Source organism: Pseudomonas sp. DCB_BI, assembly GCF_026240995.1.
Lineage (GTDB): Bacteria > Pseudomonadota > Gammaproteobacteria > Pseudomonadales > Pseudomonadaceae > Aquipseudomonas.
Map to the genome: position 1 here is coordinate 143,165 of NZ_JAPFCG010000003.1, position 16,848 is coordinate 160,012.

17 protein-coding genes are annotated in these 16,848 nt (G+C 62.3%); 12 read left to right on the forward strand and 5 right to left on the reverse strand.

Annotated elements, in window-relative coordinates; all coding sequences use genetic code 11:
• The first annotated feature begins 3 nt into the window (after positions 1 to 3).
• A complete protein-coding gene (locus OO258_RS04645; RefSeq protein ID WP_266029020.1) occupies positions 4 to 480 on the forward strand; it encodes a DUF4399 domain-containing protein in 477 nt (158 codons plus the stop codon).
• 47 nt (positions 481 to 527) lie between these two features.
• On the opposite strand, the gene serA is transcribed toward OO258_RS04645, so the two are convergent.
• Entirely contained in the window at positions 528 to 1,757 is a 1,230-nt protein-coding gene (serA, locus tag OO258_RS04650) for a phosphoglycerate dehydrogenase (protein WP_110747083.1), read from the reverse strand.
• 171 nt (positions 1,758 to 1,928) lie between these two features.
• Between serA and OO258_RS04655 the strand changes: the two genes are divergently transcribed.
• The 4 genes from OO258_RS04655 to OO258_RS04670 all read left to right on the forward strand — a co-directional run bounded on the left by OO258_RS04655 (position 1,929) and on the right by OO258_RS04670 (position 6,050).
• A complete protein-coding gene (locus OO258_RS04655) occupies positions 1,929 to 3,335 on the forward strand; it encodes an FAD-binding oxidoreductase (RefSeq protein ID WP_266029021.1) in 1,407 nt (468 codons plus the stop codon).
• Between the two features lie 15 nt (positions 3,336 to 3,350).
• Complete coding sequence (locus tag OO258_RS04660) at positions 3,351 to 4,016, forward strand: fumarylacetoacetate hydrolase family protein (protein WP_266029022.1); 666 nt, start codon at positions 3,351 to 3,353, stop codon at positions 4,014 to 4,016.
• A gap of 120 nt (positions 4,017 to 4,136) precedes the next feature.
• Positions 4,137 to 5,057 carry an SdiA-regulated domain-containing protein gene (locus tag OO258_RS04665; protein WP_266029023.1) on the forward strand — a complete coding sequence of 307 codons (921 nt, stop codon included), beginning with the start codon at positions 4,137 to 4,139 and terminating at the stop codon, positions 5,055 to 5,057.
• Positions 5,058 to 5,147: 90 nt separating this feature from the next.
• On the forward strand, positions 5,148 to 6,050 hold the full coding sequence (locus tag OO258_RS04670; RefSeq protein ID WP_110747092.1) for an SdiA-regulated domain-containing protein: 903 nt from the start codon (positions 5,148 to 5,150) through the stop codon (positions 6,048 to 6,050).
• A gap of 104 nt (positions 6,051 to 6,154) precedes the next feature.
• Here OO258_RS04670 and rpiA read toward each other — a convergent pair whose 3' ends face one another.
• The gene (gene rpiA / locus OO258_RS04675) at positions 6,155 to 6,829 is read right to left on the reverse strand and encodes a ribose-5-phosphate isomerase RpiA (RefSeq protein WP_110747094.1); all 675 of its coding nucleotides are present in this window, start codon (positions 6,827 to 6,829) and stop codon (positions 6,155 to 6,157) included.
• Between the two features lie 134 nt (positions 6,830 to 6,963).
• Between rpiA and ilvA the strand changes: the two genes are divergently transcribed.
• Positions 6,964 to 8,478, forward strand: coding sequence for a threonine ammonia-lyase, biosynthetic (ilvA, locus tag OO258_RS04680; protein WP_266029024.1), 1,515 nt, complete (start codon positions 6,964 to 6,966; stop codon positions 8,476 to 8,478).
• Between the two features lie 38 nt (positions 8,479 to 8,516).
• The gene (locus tag OO258_RS04685; RefSeq protein WP_266029025.1) at positions 8,517 to 8,942 is read left to right on the forward strand and encodes a DUF2269 domain-containing protein; all 426 of its coding nucleotides are present in this window, start codon (positions 8,517 to 8,519) and stop codon (positions 8,940 to 8,942) included.
• 130 nt (positions 8,943 to 9,072) lie between these two features.
• Here the strand turns inward: OO258_RS04685 and OO258_RS04690 are convergent, their stop codons facing one another.
• Positions 9,073 to 9,729, reverse strand: coding sequence for an HAD family hydrolase (locus OO258_RS04690; RefSeq protein WP_266029026.1), 657 nt, complete (start codon positions 9,727 to 9,729; stop codon positions 9,073 to 9,075).
• A gap of 141 nt (positions 9,730 to 9,870) precedes the next feature.
• On the opposite strand from OO258_RS04690, the gene OO258_RS04695 reads away from it, so the two are divergent.
• Both OO258_RS04695 and ptsP read left to right on the forward strand, forming a co-directional pair.
• Positions 9,871 to 10,350, forward strand: coding sequence for an RNA pyrophosphohydrolase (locus OO258_RS04695; protein WP_110747162.1), 480 nt, complete (start codon positions 9,871 to 9,873; stop codon positions 10,348 to 10,350).
• Between the two features lie 22 nt (positions 10,351 to 10,372).
• Positions 10,373 to 12,652, forward strand: a complete 2,280-nt coding sequence (gene ptsP, locus OO258_RS04700) for a phosphoenolpyruvate--protein phosphotransferase (RefSeq protein WP_110747102.1) — start codon at positions 10,373 to 10,375, stop codon at positions 12,650 to 12,652.
• 115 nt (positions 12,653 to 12,767) lie between these two features.
• Here the strand turns inward: ptsP and OO258_RS04705 are convergent, their stop codons facing one another.
• The gene (locus OO258_RS04705) at positions 12,768 to 13,514 is read right to left on the reverse strand and encodes an NRDE family protein (RefSeq protein WP_266029027.1); all 747 of its coding nucleotides are present in this window, start codon (positions 13,512 to 13,514) and stop codon (positions 12,768 to 12,770) included.
• Between the two features lie 129 nt (positions 13,515 to 13,643).
• Between OO258_RS04705 and OO258_RS04710 the strand changes: the two genes are divergently transcribed.
• From OO258_RS04710 to OO258_RS04720, 3 genes are read left to right on the forward strand one after another with little or no spacing between them, the layout of a single operon-like run.
• The gene (locus tag OO258_RS04710; protein ID WP_266029028.1) at positions 13,644 to 14,426 is read left to right on the forward strand and encodes a sulfite exporter TauE/SafE family protein; all 783 of its coding nucleotides are present in this window, start codon (positions 13,644 to 13,646) and stop codon (positions 14,424 to 14,426) included.
• Between the two features lie 16 nt (positions 14,427 to 14,442).
• A complete protein-coding gene (gene lgt / locus OO258_RS04715; RefSeq protein ID WP_110747109.1) occupies positions 14,443 to 15,249 on the forward strand; it encodes a prolipoprotein diacylglyceryl transferase in 807 nt (268 codons plus the stop codon).
• A 49-nt stretch (positions 15,250 to 15,298) separates the two neighbouring features.
• Positions 15,299 to 16,270: a thymidylate synthase gene (locus OO258_RS04720; protein WP_266029029.1), complete on the forward strand. Its 972-nt coding sequence runs from the start codon at positions 15,299 to 15,301 to the stop codon at positions 16,268 to 16,270.
• A gap of 113 nt (positions 16,271 to 16,383) precedes the next feature.
• Here OO258_RS04720 and cadR read toward each other — a convergent pair whose 3' ends face one another.
• Positions 16,384 to 16,827, reverse strand: coding sequence for a cadmium resistance transcriptional regulator CadR (gene cadR / locus OO258_RS04725; protein WP_010955676.1), 444 nt, complete (start codon positions 16,825 to 16,827; stop codon positions 16,384 to 16,386).
• Positions 16,828 to 16,848 lie beyond the last annotated feature (21 nt).

The following is a 16,848-nucleotide window of genomic DNA, read 5'->3' on the forward strand; positions in this document are numbered from 1 at the left end:
TGAATGAACAGCCTATTTTCGCGTGCTGCCGTAGCCGGTCTGCTGATGGGAGTGTCGGTGGTCGCCAGTGCCGCAGACGCCCTGAAGAGCCAGGAGCCGCCCAAGGATGCCAAGGTCGTCATCGTTTCCCCCGCCGATGGCGCTACGGTCGAAAAGACCTTTACCGTCAAGTTCGGCATCGAGGGCATGGGCTTGAAGCCGGCCGGTGACCAGACCCCGCACACTGGCCATCACCACCTGCTGGTGGATGTGGACAAAGAGCCGGTAGCCGACATGCCGCTGCCGACCAGCCTGATGCCAGAGGCCGGCACCGCACTGCCAGCAGGCCCGCAGGTGCTGCACTTCGGTAAGGCACAGACTGAAACCAGCATCACCCTGACCCCGGGCAAGCACACCCTGCAGCTGGTGCTGGGTGACCGGTACCACGTGCCGTTCAAGCCGAGCGTCGAGTCGAAGAAAATCACTGTCGAAGTGAAATGAAAAAAGGGAGGCCACCAGGGCCTCCCTTCTTCATGCAGCAAGCAAACTTAGAACAGGACGCGGGAACGGATGGTGCCCTTGACCTGTTGCAGTTTCTCTTGCGCCAGGTCGGAGTACTCGGCGTCAACGTCGATTACCACGTAACCGACTTTCTCGTTGGTCTGCAGGAACTGACCGGAGATGTTGATGCCGTTCTCGGCGAAGACCTTGTTGATCTCGCTGAGGACGCCCGGGATGTTTTCGTGGATGTGCAGCAGACGGTGCTTGCCTGGGTGAGCCGGCAGGGCCACTTCCGGGAAGTTGACCGAGGACACCGAGGTACCGTTGTCGCTGTACTTGACCAGCTTCTCGGCCACTTCCAGGCCGATGTTGGCCTGGGCTTCGGCGGTGGAACCACCAATGTGCGGGGTCAGGATCACGTTGTCCAGGCCACGCAGCGGGCTTTCGAACTCTTCGTCGTTGGAGCGCGGCTCGACCGGGAACACGTCGATGGCAGCGCCGATCAGGTGCTTGTCCTTGATGGCGGCGGCCAGGTGGTCCAGTTCGACCACGGTGCCACGGGCGGCGTTGATCAGGATTGCGCCCTTCTTCATTGCACGGATTTCCTTCTCGCCGATCATCCACTGGGTGGATGGCAGCTCAGGCACGTGCAGCGAAACGATGTCGGCCAGGCCCAGCAGCTCGTTCAGGCTGGTGACCTGTACGGCGTTACCCAGCGGCAGCTTGGTCAGTGGGTCGAAGAAATAAACCTGCATGCCCAGGTTCTCGGCCAGTACCGACAGCTGGGTACCGATCGAGCCATAGCCGACGATGCCCAGTTTCTTGCCGCGGATTTCGAACGAGTTGGCCGCGCTCTTGATCCAGCCGCCACGGTGGCAGGAGGCGTTTTTCTCAGGGATGCCGCGCAGCAGCAGGATGGCTTCGGCCAGCACCAGCTCGGCTACCGAACGGGTGTTCGAGTAAGGCGCGTTGAACACGGCGATACCGCGCTCGCGGGCAGCTGCCAGGTCAACCTGGTTGGTGCCGATGCAGAAGCAGCCCACAGCGACCAGTTTCTTGGCGCAGTCGAAGATCTCTTCGGTGAGCTGAGTGCGCGAACGGATGCCGATGAAGTGGGCATCGGCGATCTTTTCCTTCAGCTCGGCTTCCGGCAACGAACCAGTGAGGTATTCGATGTTGGTGTAGCCGGCGGCCTTGAGGGTATCGACCGCGTTCTGGTGCACACCTTCAAGAAGAAGGAACCGGATCTTGCTCTTGTCGAGAGAAGTCTTGCTCATCTGCGTAAACCTGTATCCCGGAGAAAAAATGGCGAGGAGTGATGCCAGGCGCGAGGGCAGCCTTAGCATGAACAGCGGGAGGGCTATGCTAGCATACGCGACACAATCTGAGCTTATCCCGACAGGTGAAGAGTGCTCAGGGTGACTATGAATAAGTCGAGAGTTCCAGCGATGACCCACCCCGCTGTTATTGAAGAACTGATGACCCTGGTCGACCCTGGCAAGGTCCTGACCGACGCGGCTTCTCTCGAAGCCTACGGTAAGGATTGGACCAAGCATTACCCGCCAGCCCCCAGTGCCATCGTCCTGCCCAAGACGGTCGAGCAGGTCCAGGCGATCGTACGCTGGGCCAATACGCACAAGGTGGCGCTGGTGCCGTCGGGCGGGCGCACCGGGCTTTCTGCGGGCGCCGTGGCGGCCAATGGCGAGGTTGTGGTCGCCTTCGACTATATGAACCAGATTCTCGACTTCAATGCCTTCGACCGCACCGTGGTCTGCCAGCCTGGGGTGATCACCCGTCAGCTGCAAGCCTACGCTGAAGAGCAAGGTCTGTATTACCCGGTGGACTTCGCTTCCAGCGGCTCCAGCCAGATAGGCGGCAACATCGGCACCAATGCCGGCGGGATCAAGGTGATTCGCTACGGCATGACCCGCAACTGGGTGGCCGGGCTGAAAGTGGTCACCGGCAAGGGTGAGTTGCTGGAGCTGAACAAGGGCCTGATCAAGAACGCGACCGGCTACGATCTGCGCCATATGTTCATCGGCGCCGAAGGCACACTGGGCTTCGTGGTCGAGGCCACCATGCGCCTGGACCGCGCCCCGCGCAACCTCACTGCCATGGTGCTGGGCACGCCGGACTTCGACTCGATCATGCCGGTGCTGCACGCTTTCCAGGGCAAGCTGGACCTCACTGCCTTCGAATTCTTCTCCGACAAAGGCCTGGCCAAGATCCTCGCGCGTGGGGATGTGCCAGCGCCGTTCGCGACCGACTGCCCGTTCTATGCCCTGCTGGAGTTCGAAGCCAGCACCGAGGAAGTGGCCAACCAGGCCCTGGCAACCTTCGAGCACTGCGTCGAGCAGGGCTGGGTGCTGGACGGGGTGATGAGCCAGAGCGAGACCCAGCTGAAAAACCTGTGGAAGCTGCGCGAGTACCTGTCGGAAACCATTTCGCACTGGACCCCGTACAAGAACGACATCTCCGTCACGGTATCGAAGGTACCGGCGTTCCTGCGCGATATCGATGCCATCGTCGCCGAGCATTACCCGGATTACGAAGTGGTGTGGTACGGCCATATCGGCGACGGCAACCTGCACCTGAACATCCTCAAGCCAGAGCACATGAGCAAGGACGACTTCTTCGCCTCGTGCACCAAGGTCAACAAGTGGGTATTCGAGATCGTCGAGCGCTACAACGGCTCGATCTCTGCCGAGCATGGCGTGGGCATGACCAAGCGCGACTACCTGGGCTACAGCCGCTCAGCCGAAGAAATTGCCTGCATGAAGGCAATAAAGGCCGTGTTCGACCCTAACGGCATCATGAATCCGGGTAAGATCTTCGCTCCTGAACAAAAGCAGTAATCAAAGGAGTCGGCCATGAGTTACCAGCACCAGTACGTAGACGGCACACGCATCCACTTCCCGCTGGGCAAGGTGGTGTGCATCGGCCGGAACTATGCAGAGCATGCCAAGGAACTGGATAACCCGATCCCCACCGAGCCGCTGCTGTTCATCAAGCCGGGGAGCTGCGTGGTGCCGGCCGAGGGCGGTTTCAAGATCCCGGCGGACCGCGGCTCGGTGCACTACGAGGCAGAAATTGCCGTGCTGCTGGGCAAGCCACTGTCGACCCATCCGACCGAAGAAGAGGTCCTGGACGCCATTTCCGGTTACGCCCCGGCGCTGGACCTGACCCTGCGCGACGTGCAGGCCAAGCTGAAAGAGAAGGGCCTGCCGTGGGAGCTGGCCAAAAGCTTCGACGGCGCCTGCGTGTTGCCGCCATTCGTCTCGGCTGCCAGCTTCGAGGATCTGACCGACATCCCGGTGCGCCTGACCGTGAACGGCGAAGTGCGCCAGGACGGCAACAGCGCGATGATGCTCAACCCTATCGTGCCGATGATTCAGCACATGGCGGCGCATTTCTCACTGCAGGCGGGAGATGTAATCCTGACCGGTACCCCGGCGGGCGTGGGACCGTTCAATGTCGGGGATGAACTGGTGCTCGAGCTGCCGGGTGTGAGCCGCTTCGAAAGCCGGGTGCTTTGAGCCAAGACCGGGCAGGTCTCTTCGCGGGCAAGCCCGCGAAGAGGACGGCCCTGTTTACCGATTTTTCACACCTCATCCGGATAATGCGCGCACCTACGTCCATTTCCCCAGGATCACCGCATGCCATCCTCCTCCAGCGTCCCGGTCACCCCTAAGCGTCGTTTCTACCTGCGCTGGCCCTTCGGCCTGGCCGTGGCGGCAGTGATCGGCTATGGCGTGGCCGTGGCCATGCACTGGGATGACCGCGGTGCACTGTGGGTAAGAGAAAGCTTCGAAAGCACCGCCGAGCGTAGCGAAAGCGTGTGGTTGCCGGATTACCAGGTCGATATCAATGCCAAGGCGTTACCGGGCATGGACGATGATGAAGCTTCGGATGTGGCTTTCAATCCGCACACCCGCACCCTGTTCGCGGTGATGGGCAAGAACCCGTTTCTGGTCGAGCTGAATCTGGATGGCGATGTACTGCGCAAGATCCCGCTCAACGGCTGGAACAACCCGGAAGGCGTCGCCGTGCTGGAAGACGGTTACCTGGCCATCACCGATGAGCGCCTGCACGACCTGACCTTGGTCAAGGTGGATGCACAAACGGCTTCACTTAATCACGATGACTTCAAAAGCTACGACCTGGGCCGGTCGGTAAAGAGCAACAAGGGCTTCGAGGCTGTAGCCTGGGACCCACTGCGCCAGCGCCTGATCATCGGCGAGGAGCGCCCGCCCAAGCTGTACACCTGGAACACCGATGGCCGCAGCCCGCTCAAGGGTGACAAGCAGCCGCTGCCCAGCGATGAACTCGACCTGCGCAATCTTTCGGCGCTGGGTGTCGACCCGCGCACCGGCCACCTGCTGGTGTTGTCGGCCGACTCCAACATGCTGTTGGAACTGGACGAGCAGGGCCAGCAGGTCAGCTTCATGACCTTGCTCGGCGGCTTCAATGGCCTTGATGACACCATTCCGCGTGCCGAGGGAGTGGCCATGGATGACAAGGGCAACCTGTACATGGTCAGCGAGCCGGCGTTGTTCTATCGCTTCAGGAAAAACTGACAGCAGTTTCAGGCTTTTCGGATGCTGGCATTAAGCTTTACTTCAGTTGTTCGTGGTTAGATTCGCCATCCTTGTGTCGAGTCTGTCTTTATGCGTCGTTGCGTTCGCTTTTTTCTTGCCGTGGCCGTTGTCGGCCTTTTCCTGCTTGGCTGGGCCGGGCAGGAGTTTCGTCTGTACGAGCGTGGTTGGTTCAACCTCAAGACCTGGTGGCAGCCTGCCGAGCAAAGCATTGGCCTGGACCGCTACCGGGTGGTGGTGGAGGCGCAGCCGATCGAAGGGCTGGATGACGACGTATCGGCGCTGACCTACGACCCCGACCGCAAGACCCTGTTCACCGTCACCAATGCCCGTTCGGAGCTGATCGAACTGTCGCTGGATGGGCGTATTTTACGCCGCGTACCGCTGACCGGCTTCGGTGACCCGGAAGCCGTGGAGTATGTAGGGCCAAACAGCTACGTGATCACCGACGAGCGCCAGCAGCGGCTGATCCGCGTGCGCCTGGACGACGATACGCTGTTTCTCGATGCCGGCGATGCCGAGCAGCTCAGCCTGGGCATTGGCCTGAACGGCAACAAAGGTTTCGAGGGGCTGGCCTATGATTCGGCTGGCAAGCGCCTTTTCGTAGCCAAGGAGCGTGACCCGATGCTGATCTACGAAGTGCACGGCTTCCCGCATGACACCCCGGAAAAACCCTACGCCGTGCATGTGGTGCAGGACCGCAAGCGCGATTCACGGCTGTTTGTGCGGGACCTGTCGAGTTTGCAGTTCGATGAGCGCAGCGGGCATTTGCTGGCATTGTCGGACGAGTCGCGGCTGGTGCTTGAGCTGGATGTCGAGGGGCGGCCGTTGAGTACCTTGTCGTTGCGCAAGGGCTTCCAGGGGTTGCAGGCGACGGTGCCGCAGGCGGAGGGGATTGCGATGGATGAGGCCGGGACCATCTATCTGGTCAGTGAGCCGAACCTGTTCTATGTGTTCAGGCAGCCGACTGATTGATCGCCTGTCAGGGCCTATTCGCGGGTAAACCCGCTCCTAGAAGGTATCGCCACGGTTCCAGGCCTGTGGGGTACCTGTGGGAGCGGGTTTACCCGTGAAGGGTTTTACTCGGCCTTCAGGCTCTTCACGCCTTCAGCGGTACCCAGCAGCAGCAGATCCGCCGGCCGCGCCGCGAACAGGCCGTTGGTCACCACGCCAACGATGGCGTTGATCTGCGCTTCCAGCTCCACCGGGTTGGTGATCTGCAGGTTGAACACGTCGAGGATCACGTTGCCGTTGTCGGTGACCACGCCCTCACGGTACACCGGGTCGCCTCCCAGCTTGACCAGCTGGCGTGCCACGTGGCTGCGGGCCATCGGGATCACTTCGACCGGCAGCGGGAAGGAACCCAGTACCGGCACCAGCTTGCTGGCGTCGGCGATGCAGATGAAGGTCTTGGCCACCGCGGCGACGATTTTCTCGCGGGTCAGGGCCGCGCCGCCGCCCTTGATCAGGTTCAGGTGCGCGTCGCTCTCGTCGGCACCGTCCACGTAGAACTCCAGTTCGCTGACGCTGTTCAGCTCATAGACCGGGATGCCGTGGCCCTTCAGGCGCTGGGCAGTGGCTTCGGAGCTGGCGACGGCGCCATCGAAGGCGGTCTTGTGCTGAGCCAGGGCATCGATGAAGAAATTGGCGGTCGAACCGGTACCGACGCCGACAACGCTCTTTTCATCCAGCTTGGGCAGAATGAAGTCGACAGCGGCCTGGGCGACGGCCTGTTTGAGTTGGTCCTGGGTCATGCGGGCTCCGAAAGGGGCAGGGGCGGTTTCAAAGTTGCCTAGTATAACGGCTCGCAGGGCTTTGCTGTGGTCGCCCGACGTAGCGCTGGGGTAGACTCCCAGCCCTTGTCCCGCGGCCCAGTGATGCTTTCCCGATGCTCGAACAGTACGTCAAGAAGATCCTCACCTCGCGCGTCTATGACGTTGCCGTCGAAACCCCGTTGCAGAGCGCCGGGCAGCTGAGCAAGCGCCTCGGCAACCAGATCCTGCTAAAGCGCGAAGACCTGCAGCCGGTGTTCTCGTTCAAGATCCGCGGGGCGTACAACAAGCTGGCCCAGCTGAGCTCGGAAGAACTTGCCCGCGGCGTGGTCACCGCCTCGGCCGGCAACCACGCCCAGGGCTTGGCCCTGGCGGCCCGTGAAATGGGCATCAAGGCCACCATCGTGATGCCCAAGACCACCCCGGAGATCAAGGTCGAAGGCGTGCGTTCCCGCGGCGGCAAGGTGGTGCTGCATGGCGACTCTTTCCCCGAGGCGCTGGCCTACTCGCTGAAACTGGTCGATGAAAAAGGCTTCGTCTACGTCCATCCCTATGACGATCCGCACACCATCGCCGGGCAGGGCACCGTGGCCATGGAAATCCTGCGCCAGCACCCTGGCCAACTGGACGCGATCTTCGTGCCCGTGGGCGGCGGCGGCCTGATCGCCGGTATTGCCGCCTACGTGAAGTACCTGCGCCCGGAAATCAAGGTCATCGGCGTAGAGCCGGATGACTCGAACTGCTTGCAGGCAGCGATGGCTGCCGGTGAGCGCGTGGTACTGCCGCAGGTCGGGCTGTTTGCCGACGGCGTGGCGGTGGCGCAGATCGGCCAGCATACCTTTGATATCTGCCGCCATCACGTGGATGAGGTCGTTACCGTCAGCACAGACGAAATCTGCGCAGCCATCAAGGATATCTACGACGATACCCGCTCGATCACCGAACCTGCTGGCGCATTGGGTGTGGCTGGCATCAAGAAGTATGTCGAGCTGTACGGCGTGGCCGGCCAGACCCTGGTGGCCATCGATTCTGGCGCCAACGTTAACTTCGACCGCCTGCGCCATGTGGCCGAGCGTGCCGAACTGGGTGAAAAGCGCGAAGCGATCATCGCTGTGACCATCCCCGAGCGCCCGGGCAGCTTCAAGGCCTTCTGCGAGGCCATCGGCAAGCGCCAGATCACCGAATTCAACTACCGCAAGCACACTTCGGACGAAGCACACATTTTTGTCGGTGTGCAGACCCACCCCGAAAACGACCCGCGTGCAGCGCTGGTGCAGCAACTGATCGATCAGGGCTTCCCGGTGACCGACCTGACCGACAACGAGTTGGCCAAGCTGCACATTCGCCATATGGTCGGCGGCCATTCGGCCGGCGCCAGTGACGAGATGGTGCTGCGCTTCGAATTCCCTGAGCGGCCGGGCGCGTTGTTCAACTTCCTCAACAAGCTGGGCGGGCGCTGGAATATCTCGATGTTCCATTACCGCAACCATGGCGCGGCCGACGGGCGCGTGGTGGCCGGGCTGCAGGTGCCGGAGGAGGAGCGCCACCTGGTGCCGGCGGCGCTGGCCAAAATTGGTTACCCCTATTGGGACGAAACCGAGAACCCGGCTTACAAGCTGTTCCTGGGCTGAGCGTCTACGCTTGGCTTATCGCTCAAGGATGTGACGTCATGGAACACCTGACCACGCTCAAGACCCTGCATATCATCGCCACCGCCCTGCTGCTGCTGGGCGCTCTGGGCCTGGCGATCTGGACCGTGCGCGCCCGCCGCCAGGGCGATGCCGAGGCCTATGCCAAGCTGCTGCGGCGGCCGCTGGTGTTCGTCTGGGTGCTAATGGGGCTGTGCCTGGTGAGCATGCCGTTCACCGGCTGGTGGCTGGTGCACCTTGTCGGTTGGCCGCTGGGGCAGACCTGGGTGCTGGCTTCCAGCGTCATCTATACACTCGGCGCGTTTGCCGTCTGGTGGCTGCTGGTGCGGTTGAACCGGCTGCGCAAGGCAGAAGTGGTGGGGCTACGGTTTACCCTGGCCCTGGCGGTGTTCAGTGGGGTCTGCTTCCTGTCCATTGCCGGGCTGATGGGGGCCAAGCCGGTCTGAGCGTCCTGGGTTGCCGGCACCTGCCTCTTCGCGGGTAAACCCGCTCCCACAGGTATTGCGCTGCCTTCAGGCCTTGTGCGGCATCCTGTGGGAGCGGGTTTACTCGCGAAGAGGCCGGCGCAGGAGAATCTCAGTCCCTGAGCGAAACCACCGGCCACCCACGCTTATCAGCCTCGGCCCGCAAGTTTGGGTCCGGGTCAACGGCCACCGCATGCGTAACCCGCTCCAGCAGCGGCAAGTCATTCATCGAGTCGCTATAAAAGTAGCTGTCCTCAAGATCGAAGCCGTTCTCCATCATCCAGCGCTCCAGCCGCGTCACCTTGCCTTCACGGAAACACGCTATATCGGTACTACGCCCGGTATAGCGGCCATCGCGCATCTCGCATTCGGTCGCCAGCAGCACGCGTACACCCAGGCGCTTGGCGATCGGCGCGGTGACGAAGCGGTTTGTGGCGGTAATGATAACCAGCTGGTCGCCGGCCTCGCGGTGCTGCTGCAGCAAGGCCAGGGCTTTGGGCAGGATGATCGGCTCGATGCAGTCGCGCATGAAGTCGCGGTGCCATTCGTCGAGTCTGGCCACAGGCGTCGCGGCCAGGATCTCCATGGAAAAGGCCAAGTAGGCCTGCAGGTCCAGGGTGCCATTGAGGTACTCCTGGTAAAAGTCATCATTGCGCTGCTTGTAGGCGACCGGGTCAAGGATGCCACGCTCGCATAGGTAGTCACCCCAGGCATGGTCGCTGTCGCCACCGAGGAGGGTATTGTCTAGGTCGAATAAAGCCAGGCGCATCGCGGTCACTCGCATCAGCCACAAGGTAGGCCCGCAGAATACGGAGTTTTCACGCAGCTGCACATAAGCTTGGCGGGCGCGTTGCTGCGCTCGCAAGCTTTGTGGAACAATGCGGTGACATGCGTTTGCGAGGTTGCTGCCGTGATCGACCCGGATGGTTTTCGCCCCAATGTCGGGATCATTCTCACGAATGATTCCGGGCAGGTGCTATGGGCTCGACGGATCAACCAGGATGCCTGGCAATTTCCCCAGGGTGGTATCAACCCTGACGAGACGCCGGAAGATGCCCTGTACCGCGAGCTGAACGAAGAAGTTGGCCTTGAACGCGATGATGTGGAAATTCTTGCCTGCACCCGTGGCTGGTTGCGTTATCGTTTACCGCAGCGCCTGGTTCGTACCCACAGCCAGCCGCTGTGCATCGGCCAGAAGCAGAAGTGGTTCCTGCTGCGCCTGGTGAGCAACGAACAACGGGTGCGGATGGACCTGACCGGCAAGCCGGAATTCGACGGCTGGCGCTGGGTGAGCTATTGGTACCCGCTGGGCCAGGTTGTGACATTCAAGCGCGAGGTGTACCGGCGCGCCCTGAAAGAGCTAGCACCGCGTCTGCTGACGCGCGACTGACGACGGAGTTCGACCCCGAGCCATGCTCAATACGCTGCGCAAGATCGTCCAGGAAGTAAACTCCGCCAAAGATCTCAAGTCGGCGTTGGGGATCATTGTCTTGCGCGTCAAGGAGGCCATGGGCAGCCAGGTCTGCTCGGTCTACCTCCTCGACCCGGAAACCAACCGCTTCGTACTCATGGCCAGCGAAGGCCTGAACAAGCGTTCCATCGGCAAGGTCAGCATGGCCCCCAACGAAGGCCTTGTGGGCCTTGTCGGTACCCGGGAAGAGCCGCTGAACCTGGAAAACGCCGCCGACCACCCGCGTTACCGCTATTTTGCCGAAACCGGCGAAGAAAAATTCGCCTCCTTCCTGGGTGCACCGATCATTCACCACCGCCGCGTGGTCGGGGTGCTGGTCATCCAGCAGAAGGAGCGCCGCCAGTTCGACGAGGGCGAAGAAGCCTTCCTGGTCACCATGAGCGCCCAGCTCGCCGGGGTTATCGCCCACGCCGAGGCCACCGGCTCGATCCGGGGCCTGGGCCGTCAGGGCAAGGGCATCCAGGAAGCGCGCTTCGTCGGTGTGCCGGGTTCGCCAGGTGCTGCCGTGGGGCGTGCGGTGGTGATGCTGCCGCCGGCCGACCTGGAGGTGGTGCCGGACAAGACCGTCGATGATATCGACGCCGAACTGAAACTGTTCGAAAACGCCCTTGAAGGCGTGCGCGAAGACATGCGCAAGCTGTCGGCCAAGCTGGCCACCCAGCTGCGCCCGGAAGAGCGGGCGCTGTTCGATGTCTACCTGATGATGCTTGAAGATGCAGCGCTGGGTGGCGAGGTGACCGAGGTCATCAAGACCGGCCAATGGGCCCAGGGTGCCCTGCGCCAGGTGGTCGGCGAGCACGTCAACCGCTTCGAACTGATGGACGACGACTACCTGCGTGAGCGTGCTTCCGACGTGAAGGACCTGGGCCGGCGTTTGCTGGCCTACCTGCAGGAAGCCCGCTCGCAGTCGCTGGTGTATGCCGACAACACCATCCTGGTCAGTGAAGAACTGACCCCGGCCATGCTGGGCGAAGTGCCGGAAGGCAAGCTGGTCGGCCTGGTCTCGGTCCTGGGCTCGGGCAACTCCCACGTCGCTATTCTTGCCCGCGCCATGGGCATCCCCACGGTGATGGGCCTGGTCGACCTGCCATACTCCAAGGTCGACGGCATCGAATTGATCGTCGACGGCTACAAGGGCGAAGTGTTCACCAACCCGAGCGAAGTGCTGCGCAAGCAGTACAGCGACGTGGTCGAGGAAGAACGCCAGCTGGCCCAGGGCCTGGATGCCCTGCGCGAACTGCCGTGCGTCACCCCGGACGGCCACCGCATGCCGCTGTGGGTCAACACCGGCCTGCTCGCCGACGTGGCCCGTGCGCAGCAGCGCGGCGCCGAAGGGGTCGGCCTGTACCGCACCGAAGTGCCGTTCATGATCAACCAGCGCTTCCCCAGCGAGAAAGAGCAGCTGGCCATCTACCGCGAGCAACTGGCGGCTTTCCACCCATTGCCGGTGACCATGCGGACCCTCGACATTGGCGGTGACAAGGCGCTGTCGTACTTCCCGATCAAGGAAGAAAACCCGTTCCTCGGCTGGCGCGGCATTCGCGTCACCCTCGACCACCCGGAAATCTTCCTGGTGCAGACCCGTGCCATGCTCAAGGCCAGCGAAGGCTTGAACAACCTGCGCATTCTGCTGCCGATGATTTCAGGTATTCATGAGCTGGAAGAGGCGCTGCACCTGATTCACCGCGCCTGGGGCGAGGTGCGCGACGAAGGTACCGATGTGCCGATGCCACCGGTGGGCGTGATGGTCGAAATCCCTGCGGCGGTGTACCAGACCAAGGAGCTGGCGCGGCAAGTGGACTTCCTCTCGGTCGGCTCCAACGACCTGACCCAGTACTTGTTGGCGGTGGACCGCAACAACCCGCGGGTCGCCGACCTGTACGACTACCTGCACCCGGCGGTGCTGCAGGCGTTGAACACGGTAGTGCGCGACGCCCATGGCGAAGGCAAGCCGGTCAGTATCTGCGGCGAGATGGCGGGTGACCCGGCGGCGGCAATCCTGCTGATGGCGATGGGCTTCGATAGCTTGTCGATGAACGCCACCAACCTGCCGAAGGTGAAGTGGATGTTGCGGCAGGTGAACATGAGCAAGGCCAAGGAGTTGCTGGTCGAAGCCTTGAGCCATGACAACCCGCAGGTTATCCACAGCTCGCTGCAGCTGGCCCTGAAAAACCTCGGGTTGGCGCGGATGATCGGGCCAGGGGCCAATAAAACCCTCTGATTTTTCGGAGCCGCTTGCGGCCCTTTCGCGGCGCGAGGCCGCTCCTACAGGAGATCGCGTACCCCTGTGGGAGCGGCCTTGTGCCGCGATGGGCTGCGCAGCAGCCCCATGGCCCTCAAACCTTTAACTCTACCTCGCCCAAATGCCCCCCAAAGGGCCCGAAACTTCGCTCTATAAGCCGCCTTCGTCCCAGATCATCCACGATCAGCACCGTACTCGCCCGGGTCCCGTAGTTCTGGCTGGCGATGAATACGCTCGACAGCAATTTCTCGGTCGCCACCCCCACGCCGGTCTCGGGCAGGTCACCATCAGCTGCCGGCTCGTTATCCGCCAGCAATGCCAGCAACCGATCCGGGTCCGGCGTTTCCAGCAGGCCCTCAAGCCCGCTACGCGCCTTCACCAGCTTCGGCCACGGCGTATCCAGCCCTGCGTTGGACAGCCCGTACACCCCAGCCTGAAGCAGGCGCGGCGCCGCGTCCCGGGCATTCAGGTAACCCAGCTGCCGCTCGTCACCTACCAACAGGTTGAACCCCGAATACTGGCCACTGCGGCTGGCCACCTGGTCCAGGTACGCGTCGACCCCAAGCGCTCCCTGCAGGTATGCTGCCACCAGTTCACCCCGCGAGCGGGGCCCCGGTGGCTGGCCCGGGTCACGAATGTTGGTCAGCGCGGCGAAGCGCCCCTGGGGACCTACCCCCAGCCAGGTACCACCGGCCTCCAGGTCGCGCCCGGCATGCACCCCAGGCGTCTCCTCCCAGGCCGCCAGGGGCTGGGTAGGGCGGGCATAGAATTCGTCGCGGTTGGCCGCCACGATCAGCGGCAGGGTGTGCCCCGGCCGCCAGGCAAATACGATCAGGCACATCGGTCGGGCCTCTGTGTTTTTTGTCACTGTACCCACAGCAGCTTGGCGGATCCATCCTGACACAGAGTTCACTAGAGCCCCGAGCCCGGGTTCCGTTACCATGCCGGATTGATTTTTCGGGGAAGCCGAATGGAATTCGTGCTCTATCTGCTGTTGGGCGCCTGCGCCGGTGTGCTGGCCGGGCTGTTCGGCGTGGGCGGTGGCATCATCATCGTCCCAGTGCTGGTGTTCAGCTTCACCTTGCAGGGCTTCGACGCTTCGGTGTTGACCCATCTGGCAGTCGGCACGTCACTGGCAACCATCGTTTTCACTTCGATCAACGCCGTGCGTGAACACCACCGCAAGGGTGCCGTGCAATGGCCGATCTTCGCCTGGATGACCCTTGGCATCCTCCTCGGGGCGGGTGTCGGCGCCAAGACCGCCTCGCTGATCCAGGGCCCGCTGCTGCAAAAGATCATTGGCGTATTCGCCTTGGTCATCGCCGCGCAGATGGCACTGGACCTCAAACCCAAGGCCAGCCGTGGCGTCCCCGGCAAGCCCGCGTTGGTCGGCGCAGGCGGCGTGATCGGTTGGGCCTCGGCCATTTTCGGCATCGGCGGCGGTTCACTGACTGTGCCATTCCTGACCTGGCGCAGCCTGCCCATGCAGCAGGCGGTGGCAACGTCCTCTGCCTGTGGCCTGCCGATTGCCGTGGCCAGTGCCCTCAGCTTCATGCTGCTGGGCTGGCATGAGGAGCACCTGCCGCCCCACAGCCTGGGTTACGTGTACCTGCCGGCGCTGGTCGGCATTGCCGTGACCAGCATGTTTTTTGCCCGCTTCGGCGCGCGCCTGGCGCACAAGCTGTCGCCACGTTTGTTGAAACGCCTGTTCGCAGCCCTGCTGTTCTGTGTCGGTCTCAGCTTTTTGATTTGAATCGAGAGGAAGTTCCATGCTGCCTTACCCGCAGATAGACCCCGTGGCCGTTGCCATCGGGCCGCTGAAAATCCATTGGTACGGCCTGATGTACCTGATCGGCATCGGCGGTGCCTGGCTGCTGGCCTCACGCCGGCTGAACCGCTTCGACCCCACCTGGAGCCGCGAGAAGCTGTCCGACCTGGTGTTCTGGCTGTCGATGGGGGTGATTGTCGGCGGGCGCCTGGGTTACGTGCTGTTCTACGACCTGCACGCCTACCTGGCCAACCCGACGCTGATCTTCGAGGTGTGGAAAGGGGGTATGTCGTTCCACGGCGGCTTCATCGGCGTGATGCTGGCGGCCCTGTGGTTTGGCAAGCGCAACAACAAGTCGTTCTTCGAACTGATGGACTTTGTCGCCCCGCTGGTGCCGATCGGCCTGGGTGCCGGGCGTATCGGCAACTTCATCAACGCCGAGCTGTGGGGCAAGCCCACCGACGTGCCATGGGCAATGATCTTCCCGCCGTTCAGCGACCCAGCGCAGTTGCCGCGCCATCCGTCGCAGCTGTACCAGTTTGCCCTTGAGGGCGTAGCACTGTTCGTCATCCTGTGGCTGTATTCGCGCAAGCCGCGGCCGACCATGGCGGTGTCGGGCATGTTCGCGCTGTTCTACGGCATCTTCCGTTTCATCGTCGAATTCGTTCGGGTACCGGATGCCCAGCTCGGTTACATCGCCTGGGGCTGGCTGACCATGGGTCAGATTCTGTGCGTGCCGATGATCCTGGCTGGCCTCGGCCTGATCTGGTGGGCTTATAATCGCAAGCCCACGGCGAAACCCGCCTGATTATTCCCACGGCAGGGCGATCCCCTGCCGTTTTTGCTACAGGTAAGCCATGAAACAGTATCTGGACCTGGTCCGCGACGTTATCGAAAACGGCACGCTGCAGGGCAACCGCACCGGCATTCGCACCATCAGCCTGCCGGGCGCCATGCTGCGTTTCGACCTGCAGAAGGGCTTTCCGGCCATTACCACGCGCAAGCTGGCGTTCAAGTCGGCAATCGGCGAAATGGTCGGTTTCCTGCGTGGCGTGAAGAACGCTGGTGAGTTCCGCGAGCTGGGCTGCAAGGTCTGGGACCAGAACGCCAACGAAAACGCCCAGTGGCTGGCCAACCCGTTCCGCCAGGGTCATGACGACCTGGGCGAGATCTACGGCGTGCAATGGCGCCAGTGGCCGGGCTACAAGCGTATTCCGTTGAGCAACCCAGCCGCCATCGAAATGGCCGAGAAGGCAGGCTTCCGCCGTATCGCACAGGACGAAGAGGACGGCGTCGCGTTCGTCATTCTGTACAAGGCCATCGACCAGGTGCGCCAGTGCCTGGACACCATCGCCAACGACCCGGGCAGCCGCCGCATCCTGTTCCACGGCTGGAACTGCGCGCAACTGGACGAAATGGCCCTGCCGCCGTGTCACTTGCTGTATCAGTTCCACCCGAATGTAGAGACGAAAGAGATTTCCCTGACCCTCTACATCCGCTCCAACGACCTGGGCCTGGGCACGCCGTTCAACCTCACTGAAGGCGCGGCGCTGCTCTCGCTGTTCGGCCGCCTCACCGGTTATACCCCACGCTGGTTCACCTATTTCATAGGCGATGCCCATGTGTATGAAAACCACCTGGACATGCTGAACGAGCAGCTCAAGCGCGAGCCGTTGGAAGCGCCGAAGCTGGTGATCAGCGACCGTGTTCCGGCATTTGCCGAGACTGGCAAGTATGAGCCGGAGTGGCTGGAGAAGATCGAACCGACTGATTTCTGGCTGGAAGGCTATGAGCACCATGCGCCGATGACAGCGCCGATGGCGGTCTGATAGGTCTGTATTGTTTGAACTGGCCTCTTCGCGGGTGAACCCCACAGGCACCGCGCACGACTTAGTTATGTGCAGTGCCCTGTGGGAGCGGGTTCACCCGCGAAGCTTCTGGTTCAGTGCCCGTGACTTCGCCCCACATGCGAATGTTCGGTATCCGGTACCGATACCGCCCCGTTCGTCTCCAGTTGCTGCAAGATCGCGCACTCACTTCCCTGCGCGTTGCAGCGCCGCCGCAGCTCCACCAGCTGCTCCTGCAATGCCACCAAGCCATCGATCCGCGCCTGAACATGCTCGATATGCTCGTCGATCAGCGCATTGACGCTGCCGCACGCGTCGTCGGGGCTGTCGCGCAGGCGTAGCAGGCTGCGAATTTCGTCCAGGGTCATGTCCAGCGTGCGGCAGTTGCGGATGAAGGTCAGCCGCTCCACATGCGCCTGGGTGTACAACCGGTAGTTGCCCTCGCTGCGCGCCGGCTCTGGCAGCAGGTTTTCCCGCTCGTAGTAGCGAATGGTCTCCACCGCGCAATCGGTGGCTTTGGCCAGCTCTCCGATCTTCATCACCCAATCTCCAACAAGTGG